The sequence below is a fragment of the Clostridium sp. CM028 genome, assembly GCF_030585565.1.
Taxonomy (GTDB): domain Bacteria; phylum Bacillota; class Clostridia; order Clostridiales; family Clostridiaceae; genus Clostridium_AD; species Clostridium_AD estertheticum_B.
Map to the genome: position 1 here is coordinate 2,144,721 of NZ_CP077766.1, position 22,807 is coordinate 2,167,527.

Here is a 22,807-nt window from a genome sequence, read left to right on the forward strand (position 1 = left end):
TTAAATTCCCTCCCAGTACTTACATCTACTATAATGATTATCCTTTACCTTGATAAGCTCTTTACTATTTTCATCCGAACCATCACAGCCAACCTTTCCCTTATAAATACACCTATTTTTAAATCTACATTCACCTTTTAAATCTAACATATTAATAGGTGCCCCTTTTATAGATCTTCTTGTGGTTACATCATCATATAATGAAGGTATTGCAGCTAATAATGCTTTTGAATATGGATGCTTCGGCGTTTCGTATACATCTAAAACATCACCAACTTCTACTAATTCTCCTGCGTACATTACAGCTATTCTATCAACCATAGAGCCTATTATTGATATATCATGAGTTAAAAACACTATAGAAACTCCATTTTCTTTATTTATTTTTCTTAATATCTCCAATATATACCACTGGGTTATTACATCTAAAGCAGTAGTAGGTTCATCCAATATTATTAACTTTGGTTCAAGTAATAAACTTAATGCTATTAATACACGTTGCTTCATTCCACCACTTAGCTCAAACGGATAAGAATCTAGAACTTTTTCATCTAACCTAACAAAGTTCAATAACTCTTTTATACGGTTCATCATTACTTCATTAGATACTTTATCTAAATGTGTAGTATAAGTTTCAACAAAATGATCTTTTATCGTTGCTATTGGATTAAGTGAATTTTGTGCAGCTTGAAATACTGTTGATATATCTTTCCATCTATATTTGTTATATTCCTTTTCCGAAAGGGCTAATAAATTTACACCATTAAAATAAACAACTTCTCCGCTTGATATTCTACCTGGCTCTCTTACTAAATTTAACATGGCTGAAGCTAAAGTTGATTTACCGCTTCCACTTTCTCCTATTATCCCTAACATTTCACCTTTATAAATATCTAAAGTAATATTATCTGCGGCCTTTAAAACTTTATCTTCATTAAAATATTTTACGTCAAATTCTACAGTTATATTTTTACATTCTAATAATTTTTCCATACTCTCACCCCTAAACTCCCATTACTTTTGTTTTTCTTTTTATAGCTATAGTAGTTTTTATTCTTGGGTTAAATGCGTCCTCTAACCCTTTACTAAACATAAAGCATCCTAATTGGAATAAAACAATCCCTACAATTGGTGTTAATAGATATATTATCGCTTTTGAACCAAATAATGCTCCCGTTTTGTTTAATGCCATATCCAGCATTATTCCCCAATGATCTCCTTTAAACGGAGCTAATCCTAATACCATTAATCCAACACTTGCTAGTATTGATGATTTCATTATCATAATAAAGTTAACTGCTATGTATGATATAATATTTGGTAAAATGTCATTTATAATAATATAAATCTTACTCATACCTAAAATTCTACTTGCCTCAATAAAATCTCTATTTTTCAAAGATAATGTTTGTGACCTTACTGCCCTTGCAAGTCCCGCCCACGACCATATACTTAATATAAGCCCAAACTTTAATGAACTATCAATATTTACTATTAATGACATAACCATTAATACAGGAAAGTTAGGTATTGTCTGAACTACATTAGTTATCATCATTAAAATATCATCAACTATTCCACCAAGTAATCCTGATGTAATCCCTACTGTAACCCCAATACTCAATGTGAAAACACCTGCATAAAGAGCTATTGTTAAAACCTCTCTTGAACCTAATATGAATTGTTTCAATGTATCTTTTCCTGCAAAATCGGTACCTAATAAATGTTGAAATGATGATCCTTGTAATCTATTTACATAGTTAGCCTTATCAGGAGTTAACATAATTGGTCCTAATATTGCCATCAATGTAAATATGATTAATATAAAAGCTCCAAAAGTTGCTTGTTTATTTGTAACTATTACTCTCGAGAAATTAACTATCCCTTCCCATAATGAACTTAGCTTGTTTTTCATTTATGCTCTCCCCTTCCTTCTTAAACGAGGGTCTACAAACCCATATAATAATTCTACTAAGAAGTTACATAAAATAACTGTTATTATTATTACAAAGAACATCCCTTGCATTAAAGTAACATCTCTATTTGCTGTTGCATTATTTAAATAATAACCAACCCCTGGATATGAAAATAAATTTTCTATAAGTGGTGAACCACCTACTAATAATCCAAAAGTAGTTGCTAATGATGTAACCATTGGCAACATTGCATTTCTACCTACATATTTAAAAATTATCTTTTTATTAGTTATTCCTCTTGCCCTTGCATATTGAATATAATCTTCATTTAATATTCCAACTGCTATTGATCTCATATTTACTATCCAGTTCACTACGTTAACAATGAAGAATGCCAGTATTGGTAAAATAGCATGTTTTGCAACATCTGCTATAAAAGCCATGTTAAATCCGACATCAACCATTGTTGAATAGGCCCCTTTAGATGGTAGCATCCTTAAATTCACTGCAAATATTAATATTAAGAAAAACCCTATAATATACTCTGGTATAGCTCCTAAAACCGATGCCGAGGTATCTAATAAAAGATTTAGCTTTTTACTTCTTTTCCACGCAGCAACCATCCCAATGCTTATACCTACTGTAAATGCTAGTATTGTTGAAACACCGGTTATAAGCAATGTCCATGGCAATGCTGACATTACTATATCTTTAACATCTGTTTTAAACTTTAATGACTGTCCTAAATCTCCATTTAATATTCCTTCACCAAAATCTAAAACCCTTTCAGCCAGTGGAACATTTGGATCATAATTCAACTGCATAACAGCTCTTTTATATGCTTCCTCATAAGGCACTCCTTGTGTACTAACCATTTCTCTAGCTAATACATCTACAGGATCTCCGGGCATAAGTTCTATTATTAAAAATGTTACTATAACTGCAAATATAACAGTTAAACATAACATTAAAATTTTCTTTATCATAATGATCCTCCCTTGAAAAAAGGTGTCCTATAATATGTATAAGACACCTTTAATATTATTTTCCCAAAGTTATAGTCTTTTCTTTTATTAAAGTTGCAAGTAGATTTTCTCCTACACCGGAGTATCTAACATCTTTTATTGTTTCATCATTTCCAAACCCTAAAGTAACATTATCTTTTAGAGTTCTTATCGGGAATCCTTTTTCTAAATAAGGAATAAAATATGCTTGCTCATTAGTTATTTTCATTAATTTCTTAGTTATTTCTTGTACTTCATCACCTTTGGCTGTAAATAGTTTCTTAACTAAATCAGTTACATTTACTTCTTCACCTTCTGACTCAATAATTATATTTCCTTCTTCGTTTGTCTCTAATCCCATTAAGAATGGTCTCGATCTATAAATTGCTTCGTAACTTCCATATGGATGTGCATATAGTACATTTCCAGTTGGGGCAAATTCAATAATTACAGTGTGCTCTTTCTTAGTAAAGTAATCATTAAACGCTGAACCTTCCATTGGCCTAAATTGAACATCTAATCCAAACTCTTTAAGTTTTGTTGCAATTGCTTCACCTGGCAACATAGCTGAACCCCACCCATTGTTACAAGCTAATTCAAATGTTACAACTTCGCCTTTTTCATTTGTCCAAGTACCAGCAGCATTTCTATTCCAACCAATCGATGTTAGTAATTTTTCTGCCTTTTCAGGGTCAAATGAATAATCTGTTAATTCATTTTTCGCAAAATCTTTTACTCCCCAGCTTTCTTGTAATGTAGCTGGAAGACCTGTTAATGTAGTCTCACTTTTTAAACTACCTGGTTCTGTTAATGGCATTATTTCTTCTCTATTAATTAAATAAGCCATAGCTTGTCTAAATTCTTTTTTATTTGCAGGATATTTTTGTGTGTTAAATACAACTGACATTTGACTAAATTCTGAAACATACTGCGCTTTATATGTGTCTAAACCCTTTTTAATTTGTTCTTCTACATCTCTAACAATACCACCACTGTGCATATCTAGCGTTCCATCCACCATAGCTGTTGCCGCTGTTTCCGGTGTAACTACTCTCATAACCCTTAATTGTTTAATATCTAATTCTTCACGGTAATTTTGATTTTGAACTAATAACGCTTCTGAAGTTGTAATATTTTTTGCAGTAAATGGGCCTGATCCAATAGTTTCCTCTACTTTTGGCTTAAATCCTTCTAATTGAATATTTAAGTCTTGTAACTTCTTATTAGACTCTTCTAAATACCAGAAAGTTAGTGTTTCTGGATGATACTTTCTTCCTGTCATTGCTATTTCTTTATATTTTTCTGCCCACTTACCATATACTGATGTAGGTGCATTAATTTTAATATCAAAGGCCATATTTATTATTAATGGACTTTCTGTTTTAAAGTTAAACTTCATAGTTGTATCATCTACAATTTGTATATTTTCTAAAAATTCCCAAACCTGTCTTCTTCCAATATTCATATAGAAAGTAGTCTCAACATCTCTAGTAGTTAATGGTGACCCATCACTCCACTTTAGTCCATCTTTTAATTTAACTGTTAAAACTTTATTTTCAAATGTATAACTTTCCCCTAAATGAGATTTAAATTTTGCTGACGGAAATGGTGCATATACAAATAGGTTATCTTGCATATACGGTTCGATACCGTTTACAAATCCGCCTATAAATGGATTGCCATGTGCAGCTGGAGGCACTATGTAATCACCATTAATAACTAGTGTTCCATCCGGATTATTACTTGAGTTCGCTTTATTGCTTCCACCACACCCTACTAATAATGACGTTCCTAATAAACAACTCATTAAAACTGCAACTACTTTATTTTTTCTCATTTTAAATTTCTCCCTTACTATTTTCTCATTAAATCATCTCCTGGGCAGCTGCAATAGCTTCGCATAAGATGCATTGACTACTTCAGAATGAGACTTATACCCCCACTGAAGTTTTCTATTTGTTAGGGCAAGTATCTCCTACTTATAGTAGATACTCCCACTTATAGAAGTGGGAGACTTGCCTTCTGAAATGCAGTTAAAATTTAAAAGGATCTCTAATTAATATTTTGTGAGCTTCTGCATCACTTACTCCACAGTAAAGTTCCGCTTGTCCGTTTTCTTTTCTTATTAATCCACCACTAAATATTACATCTATTAAATCAGGTCTCTTTGCTGCCCCTTCTTCAAAATTATCTCTTATTGCAATTAACTTCATTTTGCTATATTCTGAAGTTTCATGATTAAATGTAAATACTGATGAATAGTAATGTCTATTTCCCTCATTATCAAACTTAGCTATATGAGATAAAACTCCTATAGTACCATCTTCAAGTAAATGAAGCTCATTTGCTCCACCCCATTCTTCTTCATAAAACATATTATCTAAAAGTTTCGCACTTTCTATGTTTTCTATAGTAAGCTCTTCTAAACTCCTCATAATAAAGTAACCTATAGTACCTCTATTCCCAATTTCACCTTGCGGTCTTGTAAATACTAATATTTTATTATTTGATAACTCGAGTAGTCTTATATCCTTCATTCTGTCTGGTCCAACAGCAAATCTTTCTAATTTTTTTAATGAATTTCCTTTTAAAAATACAGTTCTATAGCATATAGGCATGTCTTCATTTCCTGTTTCGTAAATCTCTACTCCACCTAAAACTAATTCTCCATTTATTTTAGTTACAAATGGATCTTGCAAATCAAAAATCGGGGTTCCCTCAATTACTCTCCACTCATTTTCAATCTCTTTAAAGAACATTATTTTCGAATGTTCGGAATCCCTTGCTTCAACTCTTCCTGCTATAACTACTTCATTATCAATTTCAAATGGTGCTGTTATGTTATATATATCTTTATTGTCATTTAAAACAAATTTTAATTTATTAGCTTTAAATTCAACTTTTTGAAGTTTGAATTCATTTAATAATTCATCACATTTTTTTCTTTTCATATTAGTCTCCCTCCTTTTGTAAACCTTTCAATTGTTATTTTATCAACATTTTACTTTAATTTCAATATACTTTTACTTTAATTTCGGTTTTTTTCAATTTATTCTTACAATTATAATTACTTGAAATAAATTAGAATACAGGCAGTTTATACCAAATGATGTAAAGCGCTACTACCCAAATACTTAGACCTTAACTTGTGTGACAGCATTTTATTATGGGTAAGAAGATATATTCATTGGTATAACTACGAAAATTTTCAGCTGACATTAAAAAGCCACATTCCTATAGAATATAGGAATGTGGCTTAGAATTAATTCTCTTTTGTTAAATTCATTATGTTACTTTTTGATTTTGTAGCATACAATTTTGTTTTTCAACTTCCATATAAACTTTCTCAACGTTTTCTCCAAAGCACTTAGACGATAATGGTTCCATTCTATCATAAGCATTTTTCACCATTAATGCAGATTCCTCTTTGTCCATTAATATTTGGAATAATATTTCAGCTAAATTTTCGTCTTTATAAAAGAATCTTCCATTAATTTTATCGCGAATTATACCATCTAAATTTTTATCGTATTTAGCTACCACAGGAATTTGTGCCGCCATAGCTTCCTCAAATGTTAAGCCTTGCGTTTCAGTTAGTGAGGCACCTACAAACACATCTCCCATCTGATAATACCTGCCAATTTCTTCCCAAGGTTTTTCTCCTGCGAATACTACAGATTTTTCAATGCCCAATGCCTTAGCTAAATCTTCTAGATTTTCACGTTCTGGTCCATCACCTACAATGAGCAATTTACAATTCGGTATTCTCTTAGTTAGTTCTTTCATACTATTTATAATTATATCTATACTTTTTTCTTTTGCTATTCTCCCAATAAATAGTACAACTGGTTGGGTTTCATTTATTCCAAAAGATCTCTTTTCATCTTTGATAGTCTCTTTATTGTAATTACTTCTTTTGAATGGTTCAATGTTAACTCCAGTTGGTATTACATCTATATGCCTTGTTAATCCATAATTTTCCAATGCATCCTTCACCTTTATTGTAGGAACTATTATAGCACTACAATCTCTACAATATAGCTCACTTACCTTCTTAGCTAATTGCGAAGCAGGCTTAAGCATTATGCCATGAGATATATAATGGATATAATCCTCATACATAGTATGATAGGTGTGAACTACAGGAATATCTAATCTTTTAGCAACTATTCTTCCAAATATTCCTATGCTAAATTCCGTTTGTGTATGTATTATATCTAGGTCTATTTTTTTTATCTTATTCATAATTTTACGTGAATATATCATCCCAACTCTTTGTGAAGGTAAAAGAAAAAATGGTATGCTAGGCAATCTAATGATACCCTCCTGCTCCTCTACATCTGGGTGTGCAACAGTAATAATGGTTACATTATGTCCAAGTCTAATTAATTCATTTTTCAATATAATAGTAGAAGTAACTACCCCACTTACTTGTGGATAATAAGCATCAGTAAAAATTCCAATATTCATAATCAATCCCCTTTAAACACTATAATTTCCTTATAAAATTTTCTTGCTTAATATGCATTAAATCATCTCCTGCGGAGCTGCAACAGCTTCACAGAAGCTGCATTATCGACTTCAGAAGGATATTTATACTCCCAATGAAGCTAATTTTTTACAGTAGCATAAAACCCAAAAATTATACAGGAATAAAATGTAATTATCCTCCATAATAATATAGCAGCCATTATATTATTAGATACGAAAAACAAACTAAAAAACATATAGAAAGCACCCTCTGCTCCACCAATAGCTCCAGGCAATGGTATAAACGCTGTGAGCATAATTACAAACGCGGTTGCAGCTATCATACTGCCTATGCTAGCACCCTTCATTCCAAAACTAAGATAAATAAAATAAGGGATGCTAAAATATATTGTCAGTTGAAATACTGTATAAACAACAGCTTTAAGCATCAATCCCTTGCTATGCTTTACTATCTCCATATTATCATGAAATTGATCTAAATTCTCATTAATACGTATTTCTAGCTTTGATATATTCTTTACCACTCTAAATTTTCCTAATACTTTAGAAAAAGCTATTATTAATTTTCGTGTTAATTTCCGATACTTAGAAAATATAATTAAGCATATAATCACGCTAGCATTAACTGTAAATCCAAACCCTATTAAATAAAATAAATTGCTCATTTTACTTTTGAAAAAAGCTGCTTTCCAAAATATAAGAATTAAAGAATATATAGTCAATATCGTCTGATAGATAATAAATTTAATCATCAGCGCTGAACCAGATTTGCCAGCTCCCAATTTTTGTTTTGTAAGTGAATATAGTTGCATTGGCTGACCCCCAGATGCAAATGGAGTAATTGAATTAAAATATTGCCCTACCATAGTAACTTTAAATGCTTGTTTGAATTTATAGTCTTTTTTCATTAAAAGTATAATACTTTGCAAAGTTTTAGCTTCAAAAATCCAATATAGCATCATGGAAATAACTGCTACGAATATCCATTGGATTTGCAAATTTTTCATTTGATGAATTAAATCCATCCAACCGTTTGTGAAAATGATCAACAAAACAAATATAACCCCAGAAGCTATCCCCAAAATAATATTAAATTTATATTTTTTCATTAGATTACCTACCCTTTATTCTATATACCTTTTCGTAAAATTTTTTCCACATAGCAAGTACATTCTCTCTAGAATAAAAACTGTGCCCTCTTATAGCTTTTTCTTTAGCCTGTTTATAATAAGTTGCATCATTTTTTAATTTTTCTATAGCCTTAATGAACCCTTCATTATCATGTTCTTTTAAGTAATAATCAAATAATATGTCCTCATATAGTTCCAAGTCTCTTAGCAGTACTGGAGTGTGAGTATTCATTGCCTCAAGTATTGACATAGGAAAAAGCTCGTTATAAGATGGCATAAAAAGAACATCTGATACATTATATATATCATTCATCAAATCTCTTTCAACTATCCCTGTAAATAAGATATTTTCAGGTGCATTTTCTATTTCATTTTTTAGTTCTTTATATCCGTCCGTAATATTTCCAAAAGAAAACCCACCAGCCCAAATAAATTGTACTTCTGGAAGTTTTTTTGCGATATCAATAAAATCAATAACACCTTTCCTTGTTTGTATTTGGCCTACTCCAAGCACAACAAAGGCATCCTTTGCAATTTTCATTTTTTCCTTTGCTATGTATTTATCCTCAATTGAAAGATTATAAAATTTTTCAGTAGAAACAAAATTAGGAATGTAAGTAATTTTCTTTCTATCAATATTATAGGATTCAAGTTTAGTTATAAAATTAGGATTTACTGTAACTAAATAGTCCATACTATTATAAAAACTTATTATATACTTATAAAAAATCTTTTCAACTAACTTGGGTAATTTAATACTTCCTTCAATAGTCTCAGGCAAAAAATGCACATATCCCACTGTTACCCCTTTTCTTTTAGCAAAAGGTATACTCAAATAATGCTTAAAATCAATACTATGATAATGCATTATTTCGGTTCTTGCTATTTTATTTATTACAACTTTATATTCTTTATCTAATCCGTTTTGGACTAAATTTACTTGTTCTAAATAAGCTGAGCCTACTCCTTGACCTTTGACTTTATCAGCTGTTGACAGCATATTTATAGTAGGCATAATAGTCACTCCCGTCTAATCTAACTTTCTTATTATATATATATTGTACTCCATTATTATTAAATATTGATTAATGTTACCTTAAAATTTTCTTAATTTTTATTAATTTTCAATAAAAATCTATTTATAATAAATTTTTATTTAAACATTTTTGTTATAAATTACCTTTATTCGATAAGTTAATTCTACATTAATATTACATTAATTTACCAGTTATATTTTAATACAAAAAGCAGATAATACTCTTGTTCCGATTTAAATAAAAGACTGGAGGTAATAAATATGATGAATGCTGAAAATAAACAAATTGAAAGCAACAACCTAAAAGTTATTAAAGACCAATTAGGATATGAATCATTACTTAATAAAAAATTTAATGAATATGGTTCACAATGTACAGATCAAAATTTAAAAAATCTTTGCACTGAAGCTAGCCAAACACATAAACAAAACTTTAATACATTAAAAACTTACCTTGATTCTCATCAATAATATATAAATGGAGGGATATTATATGAATACAAGTATGTGCGAAAAAGATTTGATGCATGATTTACTTGCTACAGAAAAACAGGTTATTTCTGCTTATAGTACAGGAATAACTGAATCTTCTTGTACAAATTTGAGGAGTACCCTAATTGACAATTTTAAAAACGATCAAAACATTCAATATATGATATTTGACGCTATGAAACAAAAAGGATGGTATCCTACAAAAGATGCTGCAGATAATGAAGTTCAACAATTAAAAGATGAAGCTAACCAAATGATGAATGAATTAAAATAATTAATTATAATATAATAATTTTTCATTAACTATAAGAAGCCTCTAACAGATTAAGTTGTTAGAGGCTTCTTTATGTATATATATAATTTTCATTTCACCTATTTTTCTTTTTAACAAAAAACAATATCTATATTTCTATAACTTGCTTATATATGCCTGGTTTGTTTTTAATTTTATTATGATTATGTCCACTACAAGCTATAACTAAAAGTATGACCCCTACAGTCAAAAACATCCCATGAATTTCCACAGCATATTTCCCTCCTATTAATGAAAACAGCGGAGAAACCAAAATAGCCAGAATATTATTTACTAAATGCGCAAATATGCTTAAATAAATTGAGCCCGTTCTTAAATATATAACTCCGACAACTAGTCCTAGTAAAAATGCATTTATACCTTTAGGAATGTTCATATGAACTAGAGCAAACAATAATGCAGATGCTACAAGCGCTATAGTTGGATTTATTTTTTTAGTCATTCCTTTCAATAATATTCCTCTAAAAACAATTTCCTCATATATAGGCGCTACGACAATATCACTAAATATTGATATAATTGGCGAACTAGGTAGTTCTTCGAATGATTGTTTTATAAAATTTGGCATCGATATCTTGCTAACCCACAAAGTTACACTGTTATCAAATAGCAGACGGAAGGCTATAATCATGAGGGCTGCATAAGCAAAATCCATCCAATTCAATTGTTGTTTAGGTTTTTGATCATTTGCTTTATTACTAAGCCACTTGAATAAAATGATAATAACATACAATTTAACCAATACCCCAAAAACAAAAATTATATAAGGCACTACTTTTTCAAATCTCCCAGAGAATAAATTTAAAACTTCTACAGGTAATTGCCCTAATCCCTCCAACAAAATTGATAGAAACATGACAAGAAGAGCTTTAATGATTCCCATTTTTTTAATATTTATAGCTCCATTTTCTATGTTTCTTAAAAAATTCATTCGATCACTCTCTCTATTTAAATTAATGTAGTTTTTTTCCTTTATTCTATTTATATATAATCGTCCCTCTTCGGGCTATATTCCCTTATAAACTCCATTAGATGCTTATTGTTTTCATCATATATTCACTATCCTTTCTCATATTATATTTTTAAGTGTAACATAATTTTATAAGATGATATATGAACATAATGGCAACTTTGGTTATGTATAATCAATATTATTATCTAGCTAGAATATTTCATTTAACAAAAAAAATCTGAGTTTCTAAATATTGTTAAAACTCAATATTTAAAAACACAGATCATATTAAATCATCTCCTGCGGAGCTGTAATATTAATGACTTCAGAAGGAAATTTATACTCCCACTGAAGTTTTATTTTTGCTATGGTAGTTAACCCCCACTTATAGAGGTGGGAAACTTTCCTTCTGAAATGTAATTAAATTATTTATTTTCCTATAAATTGTTGAGTCCAATAAATAGTTCCATTTTTATCTCTTGCCGTCCCAACTCCTATTTCAGTAAAATTCTTACTTAAAATATTAGCTTTATGTCCTGGAGAATTCATCCAAGAGCTCATTACTGAAGCCGCTGTTTGCTGACCCATTGCAATGTTTTCACCACCAGATTTATATGTTATGCCGAAGTTTTTCATCATATCAAAAGGTGATCCATAAGTTGGTGATGTATGAGAAAAATAGTTTTTATCTGCCATATCTTGTGACTTATATCTAGCCACTCTGGAAAGTTCCCAATTATCTTTTAATGGAGCTAGTCCTTGTTTTGCTCTTTCTTGATTAACTAGTATTACTACATCTTTCTCCAATTTTTTATCCCCAACTAAGTTTGGTATTTTTATTATTTGGTTAACGTTTATCTGATCAGGCTTAGTTATCTGAGGGTTGACAGCTAAAACCTCTGAAACTCCAACCTCATAATTAACACAAATCTTCCACAAATAATCTCCTGACTTAACTGTGTAATTTATGGTATCCCCTGCTGCGTACGCTACTGAACTTATTCCTGTTGTTACTAAAATCCCTAAAGTTAATATACATAATCTTAATGTTTTTTTCATCTTTCTTACCTCACCTTTCTAATTATAATATACAAAGCGTGATTTTTACTTTGTATACACATTCTATCATCTAAATGAGGTTTATAGTTTTTTTATTGATGGAATTTATGTTGTATTATGTCATATATTCATGTAATTACACTTATTGTGTTAGTTTAACTGTTTTGAATTAAGCTATAAACGGAAAATATAATTAATATTTTGAATAATCCAATTTATTGTTATAGAGTGCTTTTTTAATGCAATACAATTAAAGTTTTCATCTCCTTAGTATTTTCTAAGGTCTCTAATTCATACGTTTTAATTTTATGTCATACGTATTCTTATACTTTGCCATCCGAGGATCATTTTTAAAATAACTCTCGTACATACCTCTAGCGACATTTGCAGCGTCACTACCATAACCACCGTCAAATATAACTACAGATATTGCAATTTCAGGATTTTCAGCCGGTGCATAACCTACATACCAAGCATAATCTCCTCTACCGACTTTATTTTGTATTTCAGGTTTATTAAACTGCGCTGTACCCGTTTTACCACCTGTAGGTATAGGAAATCCAGCAAGTGCTTTAGACGCAGTACCGTCGGTATTACCGCCTGGCCCTGTAACGTTGTTCATGCCCTGCATAACTAGATTTCTTGTTTCTGCACTCATATTGGTTTTATTTAACACCTCAGGTTTTGATTGAGATACTAACTTTCCATTAAAATCTTTTATGTTATCAATCAAGTTAAGTTTATATCTTGTTCCACCATTTGCAAGGGTTGCTATATAATTTACCATCTGAAGCGGCGTGAAATTATCCATACCTTGACCAATAGATGCAATATACATATTGTATGGTAAGCTTAAAGAACCATGCCCTGTCTGTACAGCTTGGTAATATACATCATCTACAATTGCTTGTATATCAGCATCAGTAAACTTCTTATCTTTATTCTTAGGATCGGCAGCAATTAATTGCTTAAATAAAACCTCGTAGTTACTCTTTGAAAAAGTTCCATTCTTTACAGAGTCTTTTATTTTATTTTTAATTTCAGTTTTTATTTCTGAAAGTTTTTTCCCCTTATAAACAATAAGAACATCCCCCTCTCTATCGTACAAATCTAATGGGGAGAATTTTGTTCCTATACCAGAAACTCCATTAGTTAAATCATCCTCAATAGTCAAAAGATATTGCGATGCTGATAGATTTTTCTGGGATACTGTATTATATACTTGCCCAAAATTTTCGTTTATTTCTATCCCAGTACTAGGTTTCACTACTTTAGGGTCAGCTCCTAGTCCAAACATCCATGCATATTTAGCTAAAATGTCATCTCCAGATTTTGACCTTAATAAATCACCTACATTCATAAAAAATGGGTTACTTGATTTTTCTAATGCACGTACTACGTTTACAATACCAAGTGCTCCATCTGTTGCGAAAGGATTCCAATTTACACCCCCAACTTTATTATCACCACCCATATCATACCCACCTTTATCATCATATGTGGAATTAGCATCTATAACTCCTTCTTCAAGACCTGCAATTGCAGTCATTGGCTTAAAAATAGAACCAGAAGGAATTAACGACATAGTTGCATAATTATACAAATACTTTGGATAGTAATCAAATTTGTCCTTTCTAATTGTGGTATTTCCCTTTATACTTTTGTCTATTGGGAACATATAATCAATTAAACTTTGTGGTTTTCCCTGAGCTTTTGCCATGGCTTCATAATCCTGATTAAAATATTTTTTTGATTGAGCTTCAGTTAATCCTTGCGCCGTAGAGAAATCATTTGGATTAAAACCCGGTAAGCTAACAAGTGCTAATATGTCACCAGTGTGAATATCTTCTACAACAGCTCCGCCTCTTGTAGCGTTTGATACATTTAAGCCATTTACCATTCCTAGTCCTCTTAATCTCTTCATTTCACTATTTAAAGCGCTTTCTGTGGCATATTGCAGATTTGCATCTATTGTAAGCTGAACATTGTTTCCAGGAGTTGCCTTCTTACTAGTGATTTCACTTTTTACCTTACCCTGATTCGCATCTGGTATCTTTTCTCCTCCGTTAACTCCTTTGAGACTGCTCTCCATTACAGCTTCAATTCCAGAGTATCCCACATAATCTGTGCTTGTATCATAACCCTTTGCTGAATATTTTTCCTTATCAGCAGGGCTTATTTTGCTTATATATCCTAAAACCGATGAAGCGAGCTGTCCATAGGGATATTGTCTCATAGGCATATTTTCTACTTTAATTCCAGGTAAATCTGAGAGACTTTGCTCGAATATAAATGACGTATCCTTCTTTATATTAGTTGCTATGTTAATTGATTTGTATGAAGAAAAAAAGTTCATTTTTATATCATCTTTTACAATTAAATATTTTCTTATTAAATCTGGAGTTTCCTGTATATGTAAACTTGAAACTCCTTTTATTACACCGTATTCCTTTAGCAGTTCATTATATACTTCCTCTGGGGTTAATTTCAAAAGTTCATTATTAAGTTTTGTAGTTTCAGAAGAATTTAAATCTTCCTCTTTTTTATTTTCAAATTTTGATTTCAATATATTACCTTGAATCCCTCTATCTTTTAAAAATCTTAACTGTAAGGTATGTATTGCCTTAGGATCACTTGAACTAAATTCAAATCTGTATGGTTCAATTTTCAAAGGAAAACTATCTGTCTGAACTTCTTCATTTTCGTCCAAAATTGCAAATATTTTTTGTAAAGTTGTAAATATCTGAGTACTAGCATTAGCTGTGTCTGTATATGTAAGGTTATATCCTAGCGTTTCATTTGCAAGGCTTATCCCATTTTTATCTGTTATGAGTCCTCTTGGGGCCTCTACAGTTATGACCTTTTGAGCACTGGCATTTGCTGTATCCTTGTAATATTGTCCATTTAATACTTGTAAATAATATAACTTTGCAATTATTATTGAAAATATAGCTAACATAATTACAAATAGGACATTATGTCTATTAATTTTTTTTCTTTTTTTCATTTCATCACCATTTTAAACTTTCATTTTATTTTTATAAATATAATATAATATATAATTCAATATATTTTCACTATAGTTAAATCTATAAATATAGTTTAAAGGAATGTAGCCTTATTAGTGCTTTGCTGTGTTTTTTTCATGATTAACAAACTCTTTTACTATAGCTCATTACCCTACTCAAAGTAAAATAAATCTTCAAATTTTTTATCTAATGCAATACAAAATATCAACGCTAACTTTGCAGTTGGATTAAATTGACCTGTTTCTATTGAGCTAATTGTTTGTCTGGAAACGCCAACCATTTCCGCTAAATCTCCTTGAGACAGATTGTTTTCTGCTCTAGCTAATTTAAGTTTATTTTTTAATATTAATTCTTCTTTCATAAAGTCACATCCTTAAATTGTTATCAAAATATAGTATACTACCATTTAGTTTTTGGGACAAGTTATATTGTCATTTATATAATATAACTTGTCACTAATATAGCAATACTTGCCCTATTAACTATGTTTATTTCAGAAAAAGATAAAAAAAATTACTGAGGTACCCTCCATAGTTTTTTGGAGGGTATATTATATACTTTGTCTCATAAAAAAATAACAACATTTTTAAAAAAATGTTGTTATTTTATTTAATTAAGTAAATATAACTGTTCAATTGGCCCACCTAATAAAGAGAAAATAGTTATTGTATTGTGTTAATTACAAACATAAATTATTTTTTGGTATTATTTCTATAAACTCCTCGCAGATTCCAATTTTCTATGTAGTGGAATAAAATATACAATTATAATTCCTATACAAAGAACTATGGTTGCTGCCATACCGGCTTCAGGACCAAATACTCCACCAGTGAACAATTCTGCACCAGTTAACTTTAAATTCATCAAGCTACCTGTTGCTACTTTTAGTCCACTTACCTCAAACCCAAAAATATTTCCCTGAGTCCAGTTCCACGCAGCATGAAGTCCACAAGCCCCCCACAGATCATTAGTTTTTATAACATATACGCCAAAAAACAAACCTACTAAAACAATATTTATTATAGCTAAAACACTTACATTTGGATTTCCAAGGTGCATAAATCCGAAAAACGTAGAGGAAACAATCAAACCTACAGCTACATTATATCTTGCACCTAAAACATTCATAAACCATCCTCTTGAAAGAATCTCCTCTGCAGCACTTTGTATCATCCACCCTGGTATAACAATTAGCACACCACTTAAAGCTGCTACACCTGAAAGACCTACTGGATTACTATTTACTACAGTATGCCCGCTAACACTAAGCAATAAAACTACTATTGAAAACATTAAAATTCCTATGCCAAAACCTATTAAATACTTTCTTATAAATCCTTCTTTTTTTAATCCCATGCTTGAAATACTTCTTTTTTCTCTAAACTTTACTCTAGCAAATACTAATAATGTTATAAATATAAAACCACAAATAAGTTGATTTAGTAATAAAACGGAAGGATCATTGCCAATAATTTTCTTTGTAAAATGAGCCAATATTTCACCTATTCCTTGCCCTCCAATTAGAAAAAGCAATACCCAAAATAAACATAAAATAATATTAGGAAGTACCTTCGCTTGTTTTGCTTCTCTAAATAAACCAGTTTTATTCGAAAACATATTATCACTCCTACTCTATTTGCTTAAACTGCATATTGTAAAGATAAGAATATAATCCTTCTTGCTTTATAAGCTCGTCATGCGTTCCTCTTTGGTTTACTCCTTCATCAGTAAGTACAATTATTTCATCCGCATTTTTTATTGTACTTAATCTATGAGCAATAACGAGCGTCGTCCTGTTTTTTGTAAGGTCTTCCAATGATTTTTGAATATATTGTTCATTTTCATTATCAAGAGCTGATGTAGCTTCATCAAGTATTAAAATTGCTGGATTCTTTAAAAATACTCTTGCTATAGATATCCTTTGCTTTTGACCACCAGAAAGTCTTACTCCTCTTTCTCCAGTATAAGTATCATACCCATGTTCAAGGCTCATAATGAACTCATGAATATTTGCCTTTTGAGCCGCCTCAATTATTTCCTTTTCCGATGCTCCCGGTCTGCCATATGATATATTTTCTTTAATGCTTCCCGAAAACAAATAAACATCCTGCTGGACTATCCCAATAGATTTTCTAAGTGATTTAAGTTTTATATCTTTTATATTGATGCCATCTATTGTTATTGAACCATGGTTTACCTCATAAAATCTTGGTATAAGACTGCAAAAGGTTGTTTTACCACCACCCGATGGACCAACAAGTGCAATATTCTTACCTGATTGTATTTTTATATTTATATTACTTAATACTTTATGCATATTATTATAACTAAATGATACATTATTAAAAGATATCTCTCCTTTTGGATTAACCAATTCAACTGCATCTTCTTTATCGATTATGTCTGGCTTTGTATTTATGACTTCAACAAATCTTTCAAATCCCGAAAGCCCTCTTTGAAACTGCTCCGTGAAATTTACAAGCTTATCAATAGGATTTAAAAATGTATTTATATAAAGTATGTAAATTACAAGATCAGATACTTTTAATGAGCCATCACTTATAAATATACCCCCTACAAGTATAGCGCTAAGATAAAGTAATCCTTGAAAAAAGCTGTTACCACTATGGAATTTGCCCATTATAAAATAACTTTCCTCTTTTGTCTTTAAAAATTCGTTATTACCTTTAGCAAATTTAGTATTTTCTATATTCTCATTAGCAAATGATTTCACCACGCGAATACCTGCTAAACTGTCTTGAATTTGGGCATTTACGCTTGCTATCTTTTCCCTGTTTTCCGAAAAAACATTTCGCATTTTCTGATTATAGAAATATGAAAAATATAACATTACCAGTGTAAATAAAAGAAGTATAAGTGTTATTCTTGAATTTATATTTGCGAGTATAACAAAAGACCCAACTATTTTTAGTATGGATATGAATACATCCTCAGGCCCATGATGTGCAAGTTCTGATATATCAAAAAGGTCTGTAACTATTCTCGACATGAGCTTTCCGGTATTCGCTTCATCGTAATAAGAAAAAGATTGTTTTTGAAGATTGTTAAAAATGTCTTTTCTCATATCCGCTTCCATTTTTGCTCCCATTATATGTCCCCATGAGGTTATGAAATACTGACAAAAATACCTTGCAATATACATAAGTAATAGTGCTATCCCCACATATAAAACATATTTAAATATCTTATTTCCATCATTTAATACATAAACATCATTTAGCAAATATCTAACTATTAAGGGAAACACCAAATCAATTACAGATAAAATCAATGCACAAAACATATCTGCAAAGAACAGCCCCTTGTATGGTCTATAGTAACTTTTAAATTTTTTAAAAATATTCATTATTATTGTAACTCCTTTTCCTTAAAGTTTGTTTATTATTATATCACTAAACTCATTGAGAATGATTATTTATTTCATTCTCAATGACCCTTCTTAAAATGATTCTTTATATTACTATATTATTTAGTGTAAAATATATTTTATAATATTATTTCCTACGCTAACGAAGGTTGATTCTAAATTATTAAATGAACCTTTTATATTTTCACGCGAACTTTCTATAGGAACCTCTCCTTTTATTATTTCACTAAAAAAAATGGATAAAGAAATGCTAATTTTAATTAACACATTCTTTTATCCATTTTTATTTTAAGAAGTCAATATCCCCATAGTAATATTCTTATATTTCCATACTATTCAAAATATCTTTAAGTTTCTTTAAATCTTCTACAGATAAAGTAATCCCCTTACCCATCTTCTTATGCTCGCAATCCCAATCTCTAATATCATATTTAGGATCTTTATCATTCCAAGAGACGAGGTTTAGTTCCTTTGTCCATCCCTTTGCTGACTCGGAAATCACCCCTGATTTTTCTTTTATTTCAAATTTAATTTCTGCCATTTAAAATCCCTCCAATAATAGTTTCAAAGTCTTCATAGATAAGCTCTTCTGATACATGAGATTTTATCTTCACGATTAACCTCTCAGCTTCCAAAAACAATTCGCTTATATTATAATTCATTCCATATATTTGGGCAAATATTAGATTATGAAATTATAGAAATTTTTATTCCCTTAGTCGTAACAATTGAATACTGGTTTAGAAAATAAAAAAACACAACGCATAAAAATCTTATACATTGTGTTCTTCTTTACTATTTTAAATTAAACTTAGCAAAAGCCTCGGCCATTGCAGAATTACCAGTTCCTTCATCTTCCTTATTCTGTTGATTCAAAAATCTACTGACATCTTTTTTGTTTAAAGCACTTTTTTCTGAGTCGCGACGTTTGTTAAAGGCTGAAAGTTTTTCTCTGTATCCACAACCACAAACAAAAATCTTATTGTCTCCATCCCCTCTAATCTCCATTTTCTTGTGACAAGTAGGGCAACGTGCATTAGAAACTTGTGAAACTCCTTTACGATATCCACATTCCCTATCTGGGCATACGAGCATCTTTCCCCTTTTGCCTTTAACTTCAAGAAGATACTTACTACACTCAGGACATTTCATTCTTGTGGCGTTGTCATGTTTATATATTTCGCCAGAAGCTGCAACATTCTTCACAAGCTTCACTGCATATTCCCTCATATCTTTTACGAAATTCATGGAATTAGCTTTTCCTTTACTTATAAGTTGAAGCTGTTTTTCCCACTTAGCCGTAAGCTCTGGGGATTTTAATTCCTGCGGAACTAAACCTATTAGCTGTATTCCTTTTGAGGTTGGGAATATATCTTTGCCTCTTCTCTCCATATAAAAGATGTTAAATAATTTTTCAATAACATCTGCTCTCGTAGCTGGAGTTCCCAGACCTGATGTATTATCCAATGCTTCTCTTAGACTTTCATCCTGGATATTTTTTCCTGGATGCTCCATAGCTGTAAGCAGCGTTGCTTCATTGTATCTTGCTGGTGGCTTAGTTTTTTCATTTTCGAATTTAACTAAAGTAAGTTTAACTTCTTCACCTTTATTAATTGGTGGAAGTGACTGATCTTTGTCTTCTCCACCCTCAGAACTGCTTATTTCTTTCCAGCCCTTTGACTTAACTATTTTTCCTTTTGCAGAAAAAGTCTCACCCTTAACATTTATCTTCACAGTAGTTTGCTCATACTCAAAAGGTTGACTTAGAACCTCTAAAAATCTTTTTACAACTAAGTCATAAATGCTTCTTTCTTCTTTGTTAAGGCTTGATAAATCTACATGTTGCTCTGTTGGAATTATAGCATGATGATCTGATACCTTGCTATTATCCACAAGTCTACTTGTAGTATGTATCCTTCCTTTTATTATACTTCTAGCAGCTTTCTCATACGGTCCTATAGCAATGCTCTTTAATCTGTCGAGAAGCGTTGCTACAATATCTGTGGTAATATGTCTAGAGTCCGTTCTTGGATAAGATAATATCTTATGATTTTCATATAATCTCTGCATTATATTAAGAGTTTGCTTTGCAGAATATCCAAATTTTCTATTTGCATCCCTTTGAAGCTCCGTTAAATCATATGCAAGTGGAGGGAGCTCTTTTTTAGATGCTTTATTTAACTCGGAAACAGTTCCCATTTGATTATTTACCTTATTAGCTATATCTTCTGCCTTTTGCTTGTCAAATGTACGTGCTTCACCATTTTTACTAGACCAATGAACTGTAAAATTATTTACCTTTCCATTTACTGTCCAGTAATCCTTTGGAATGAATCTCTTAATTTCGTTTTCTCTTTCAACAATAAGTGCCAAAGTTGGTGTTTGAACTCTTCCTGCAGACAATTGAGCGTTATATTTACAAGTTAATGCTCTTGTAACATTAAGCCCTATTAGCCAATCTGCTTCTGCTCTTGATTGCGCTGCCCAAAATAGGTTTTCATAATCTTTTCCAGGTTTAAGATTCGCAAATCCATCCTTTATTGCTTTTTCAGTTTGAGAAGAAATCCACAACCTTTTAATTGGCTTTCTAAATCCTGCTTTTTGAATAATCCAACGTGCTACTAGTTCTCCTTCACGTCCCGAATCTGTAGCAATAATAAGCTCATCTACATCAGTTCTTTTTAGGAGTTCATGTACAATCTTATATTGCTTTGAAGTTTCCTTAATAACTACCAGTTTTAAGTCCTTTGGCAGCATAGGAAGATCTTCCATTTTCCAACTTTTATATTTTTGATCATAATCCTCCGGACCAGCTAGTGTAACAAGATGTCCGAGTGCCCAAGTTACAATATACTTTTGTCCCATTAAATACCCATTTCCACCTTGAGTGCAATTTAAAACTTTCGCTAGTTCACGGCCTACAGAGGGTTTCTCTGCAAGCACCAATATTTTTCCCATATATAAAACTTCCTCTCTTATATATCACGTGTAGCATACGCTGCACGGATTGATTTCACTTATTTTATTAAAATATGATATAGCAACTATACTCATTATAAACTACTTTATATACAACATTCAATTTTTTGCAGCTAAACTGTAATAGTGCAGGTGTTTTTTACTAAAGAAAATGATATACTACATGATATAGTAATATATCACTATGCACTATAATATTAAATAAGTTTAGAGGTAATTACATGAATTATATAATATTTGACTTAGAGTTTAATCAAGGCTACAATTACACAAAAGATACTACGAACATAACAAATCCTAAATGTCCTTTCGAAATAATTCAGATAGGTGCCATAAAACTAAATGATAATTTTGAAACGATTGGGACTCTAGATGTATTAATAAAACCGGAAATATATACTATCATCAATCCCTTTGTAAAAGAACTTACCGGAATAACAATGGATGAATTAGATAAAGGCAAACCTTTTAAAGAACTGTATAAAGAACTTTCAGAGTTTATAAACGCTGACTCAAGCATATTGTGTGTATGGGGAGTCGCTGATATAAAAGAATTATTTCGAAATATAGAATATCATGAATTAGATACCTTGATTGTACCCACAAAATACATAAACATTCAGTCCTACGCTTCTAAAGAGCTTAATTGTCAAAAAGGAATTAACATTGGGCTAGGTAATGCAGCAGAGCTATTAGGCATACCTATTGAAAGTAAGTTTCATAATGCTTATAATGATGCATTCTATACAGCTGAAGTTTTCAAGAAAATTTATAGCAGTGAAATTAAATCTAGGATATATAATCCTCATAAAAACACAAGGGTAACTAGACCCGCTGCTGAAAGTTACAAACTTGACACTTGTAATTTAATGAAACAATTCGAAAAAATGTTCAAAAGGGAAATGACCGAGGAAGAAAAGTCTATAATTAATTTAGCTTATATTATGGGAAAAACAAATCAATTTCAAGTTGTTTCTGACCCAATATCAAAAAATCGAGTAGGAGCTAAATAATTAAT

At 30.8% G+C, this 22,807-nt stretch carries 20 protein-coding genes; 4 read left to right on the plus strand and 16 right to left on the minus strand.

All coding sequences use genetic code 11. The features are described 5' to 3' along the window. From KTC94_RS10050 to KTC94_RS10070, 5 genes are all read right to left on the minus strand, one after another. A complete protein-coding gene (locus KTC94_RS10050; protein WP_216303391.1) occupies nt 1-993 on the minus strand; it encodes an ABC transporter ATP-binding protein in 993 nt (330 codons plus the stop codon). Nucleotides 994-1,003: 10 nt separating this feature from the next. Then, nucleotides 1,004-1,915 carry an ABC transporter permease gene (locus KTC94_RS10055; protein ID WP_216303392.1) on the minus strand — a complete coding sequence of 304 codons (912 nt, stop codon included), beginning with the start codon at nt 1,913-1,915 and terminating at the stop codon, nt 1,004-1,006. Next, nucleotides 1,916-2,902, minus strand: coding sequence for an ABC transporter permease (locus KTC94_RS10060; RefSeq protein ID WP_253198204.1), 987 nt, complete (start codon nt 2,900-2,902; stop codon nt 1,916-1,918). Between the two features lie 55 nt (nt 2,903-2,957). Then, nucleotides 2,958-4,757, minus strand: coding sequence for an ABC transporter substrate-binding protein (locus KTC94_RS10065; protein ID WP_216303393.1), 1,800 nt, complete (start codon nt 4,755-4,757; stop codon nt 2,958-2,960). A 196-nt stretch (nt 4,758-4,953) separates the two neighbouring features. Continuing rightward, nucleotides 4,954-5,871, minus strand: coding sequence for a DUF1861 family protein (locus KTC94_RS10070; protein WP_220286851.1), 918 nt, complete (start codon nt 5,869-5,871; stop codon nt 4,954-4,956). Nucleotides 5,872-6,066: 195 nt separating this feature from the next. Here KTC94_RS10070 and KTC94_RS17770 point away from each other — a divergent pair, with 195 nt between their 5' ends. After that, complete coding sequence (locus KTC94_RS17770) at nt 6,067-6,180, plus strand: IS3 family transposase (RefSeq protein WP_369811874.1); 114 nt, start codon at nt 6,067-6,069, stop codon at nt 6,178-6,180. A gap of 25 nt (nt 6,181-6,205) precedes the next feature. Here the strand turns inward: KTC94_RS17770 and KTC94_RS10075 are convergent, their stop codons facing one another. The 3 genes from KTC94_RS10075 to KTC94_RS10085 all read right to left on the minus strand — a co-directional run bounded on the left by KTC94_RS10075 (nt 6,206) and on the right by KTC94_RS10085 (nt 9,556). After that, nucleotides 6,206-7,390 carry a glycosyltransferase family 4 protein gene (locus tag KTC94_RS10075; RefSeq protein WP_216304138.1) on the minus strand — a complete coding sequence of 395 codons (1,185 nt, stop codon included), beginning with the start codon at nt 7,388-7,390 and terminating at the stop codon, nt 6,206-6,208. 140 nt (nt 7,391-7,530) lie between these two features. After that, nucleotides 7,531-8,520 (minus strand): lysylphosphatidylglycerol synthase transmembrane domain-containing protein, encoded by a 990-nt coding sequence (locus tag KTC94_RS10080; RefSeq protein ID WP_165413272.1) that lies wholly within the window; start codon nt 8,518-8,520, stop codon nt 7,531-7,533. Between the two features lie 4 nt (nt 8,521-8,524). Then, on the minus strand, nt 8,525-9,556 hold the full coding sequence (locus tag KTC94_RS10085) for a glycosyltransferase family 4 protein (protein ID WP_216304139.1): 1,032 nt from the start codon (nt 9,554-9,556) through the stop codon (nt 8,525-8,527). A 282-nt stretch (nt 9,557-9,838) separates the two neighbouring features. On the opposite strand from KTC94_RS10085, the gene KTC94_RS10090 reads away from it, so the two are divergent. Together KTC94_RS10090 and KTC94_RS10095 are read left to right on the plus strand one after the other, a co-directional pair. Continuing rightward, nucleotides 9,839-10,048, plus strand: coding sequence for a hypothetical protein (locus KTC94_RS10090; protein WP_165413274.1), 210 nt, complete (start codon nt 9,839-9,841; stop codon nt 10,046-10,048). A 22-nt stretch (nt 10,049-10,070) separates the two neighbouring features. Next, nucleotides 10,071-10,343, plus strand: coding sequence for a spore coat protein (locus KTC94_RS10095; protein ID WP_369811875.1), 273 nt, complete (start codon nt 10,071-10,073; stop codon nt 10,341-10,343). Nucleotides 10,344-10,470: 127 nt separating this feature from the next. Here KTC94_RS10095 and KTC94_RS10100 read toward each other — a convergent pair whose 3' ends face one another. From KTC94_RS10100 to KTC94_RS10135, 8 genes are all read right to left on the minus strand, one after another. Beyond that, on the minus strand, nt 10,471-11,313 hold the full coding sequence (locus tag KTC94_RS10100; RefSeq protein WP_216304140.1) for a CPBP family intramembrane glutamic endopeptidase: 843 nt from the start codon (nt 11,311-11,313) through the stop codon (nt 10,471-10,473). 450 nt (nt 11,314-11,763) lie between these two features. Beyond that, nucleotides 11,764-12,393, minus strand: a complete 630-nt coding sequence (locus KTC94_RS10105; RefSeq protein ID WP_220320213.1) for a CAP domain-containing protein — start codon at nt 12,391-12,393, stop codon at nt 11,764-11,766. A 286-nt stretch (nt 12,394-12,679) separates the two neighbouring features. Beyond that, a complete protein-coding gene (locus KTC94_RS10110) occupies nt 12,680-15,400 on the minus strand; it encodes a penicillin-binding transpeptidase domain-containing protein (protein ID WP_216304142.1) in 2,721 nt (906 codons plus the stop codon). Between the two features lie 173 nt (nt 15,401-15,573). Then, nucleotides 15,574-15,783 carry a helix-turn-helix transcriptional regulator gene (locus KTC94_RS10115; protein WP_216304143.1) on the minus strand — a complete coding sequence of 70 codons (210 nt, stop codon included), beginning with the start codon at nt 15,781-15,783 and terminating at the stop codon, nt 15,574-15,576. A gap of 350 nt (nt 15,784-16,133) precedes the next feature. Beyond that, entirely contained in the window at nt 16,134-17,039 is a 906-nt protein-coding gene (locus KTC94_RS10120) for a CPBP family intramembrane glutamic endopeptidase (protein WP_216304144.1), read from the minus strand. A gap of 10 nt (nt 17,040-17,049) precedes the next feature. Then, nucleotides 17,050-18,789 carry an ABC transporter ATP-binding protein gene (locus tag KTC94_RS10125; protein WP_220320212.1) on the minus strand — a complete coding sequence of 580 codons (1,740 nt, stop codon included), beginning with the start codon at nt 18,787-18,789 and terminating at the stop codon, nt 17,050-17,052. 340 nt (nt 18,790-19,129) lie between these two features. After that, nucleotides 19,130-19,351: a YdbC family protein gene (locus KTC94_RS10130; protein WP_216304148.1), complete on the minus strand. Its 222-nt coding sequence runs from the start codon at nt 19,349-19,351 to the stop codon at nt 19,130-19,132. Nucleotides 19,352-19,605: 254 nt separating this feature from the next. Beyond that, nucleotides 19,606-21,768 carry a DNA topoisomerase III gene (locus KTC94_RS10135; RefSeq protein WP_220286846.1) on the minus strand — a complete coding sequence of 721 codons (2,163 nt, stop codon included), beginning with the start codon at nt 21,766-21,768 and terminating at the stop codon, nt 19,606-19,608. Between the two features lie 242 nt (nt 21,769-22,010). On the opposite strand from KTC94_RS10135, the gene KTC94_RS10140 reads away from it, so the two are divergent. Next, nucleotides 22,011-22,802 carry a 3'-5' exonuclease gene (locus KTC94_RS10140; protein ID WP_216304161.1) on the plus strand — a complete coding sequence of 264 codons (792 nt, stop codon included), beginning with the start codon at nt 22,011-22,013 and terminating at the stop codon, nt 22,800-22,802. Nucleotides 22,803-22,807: the final 5 nt, after the last annotated feature.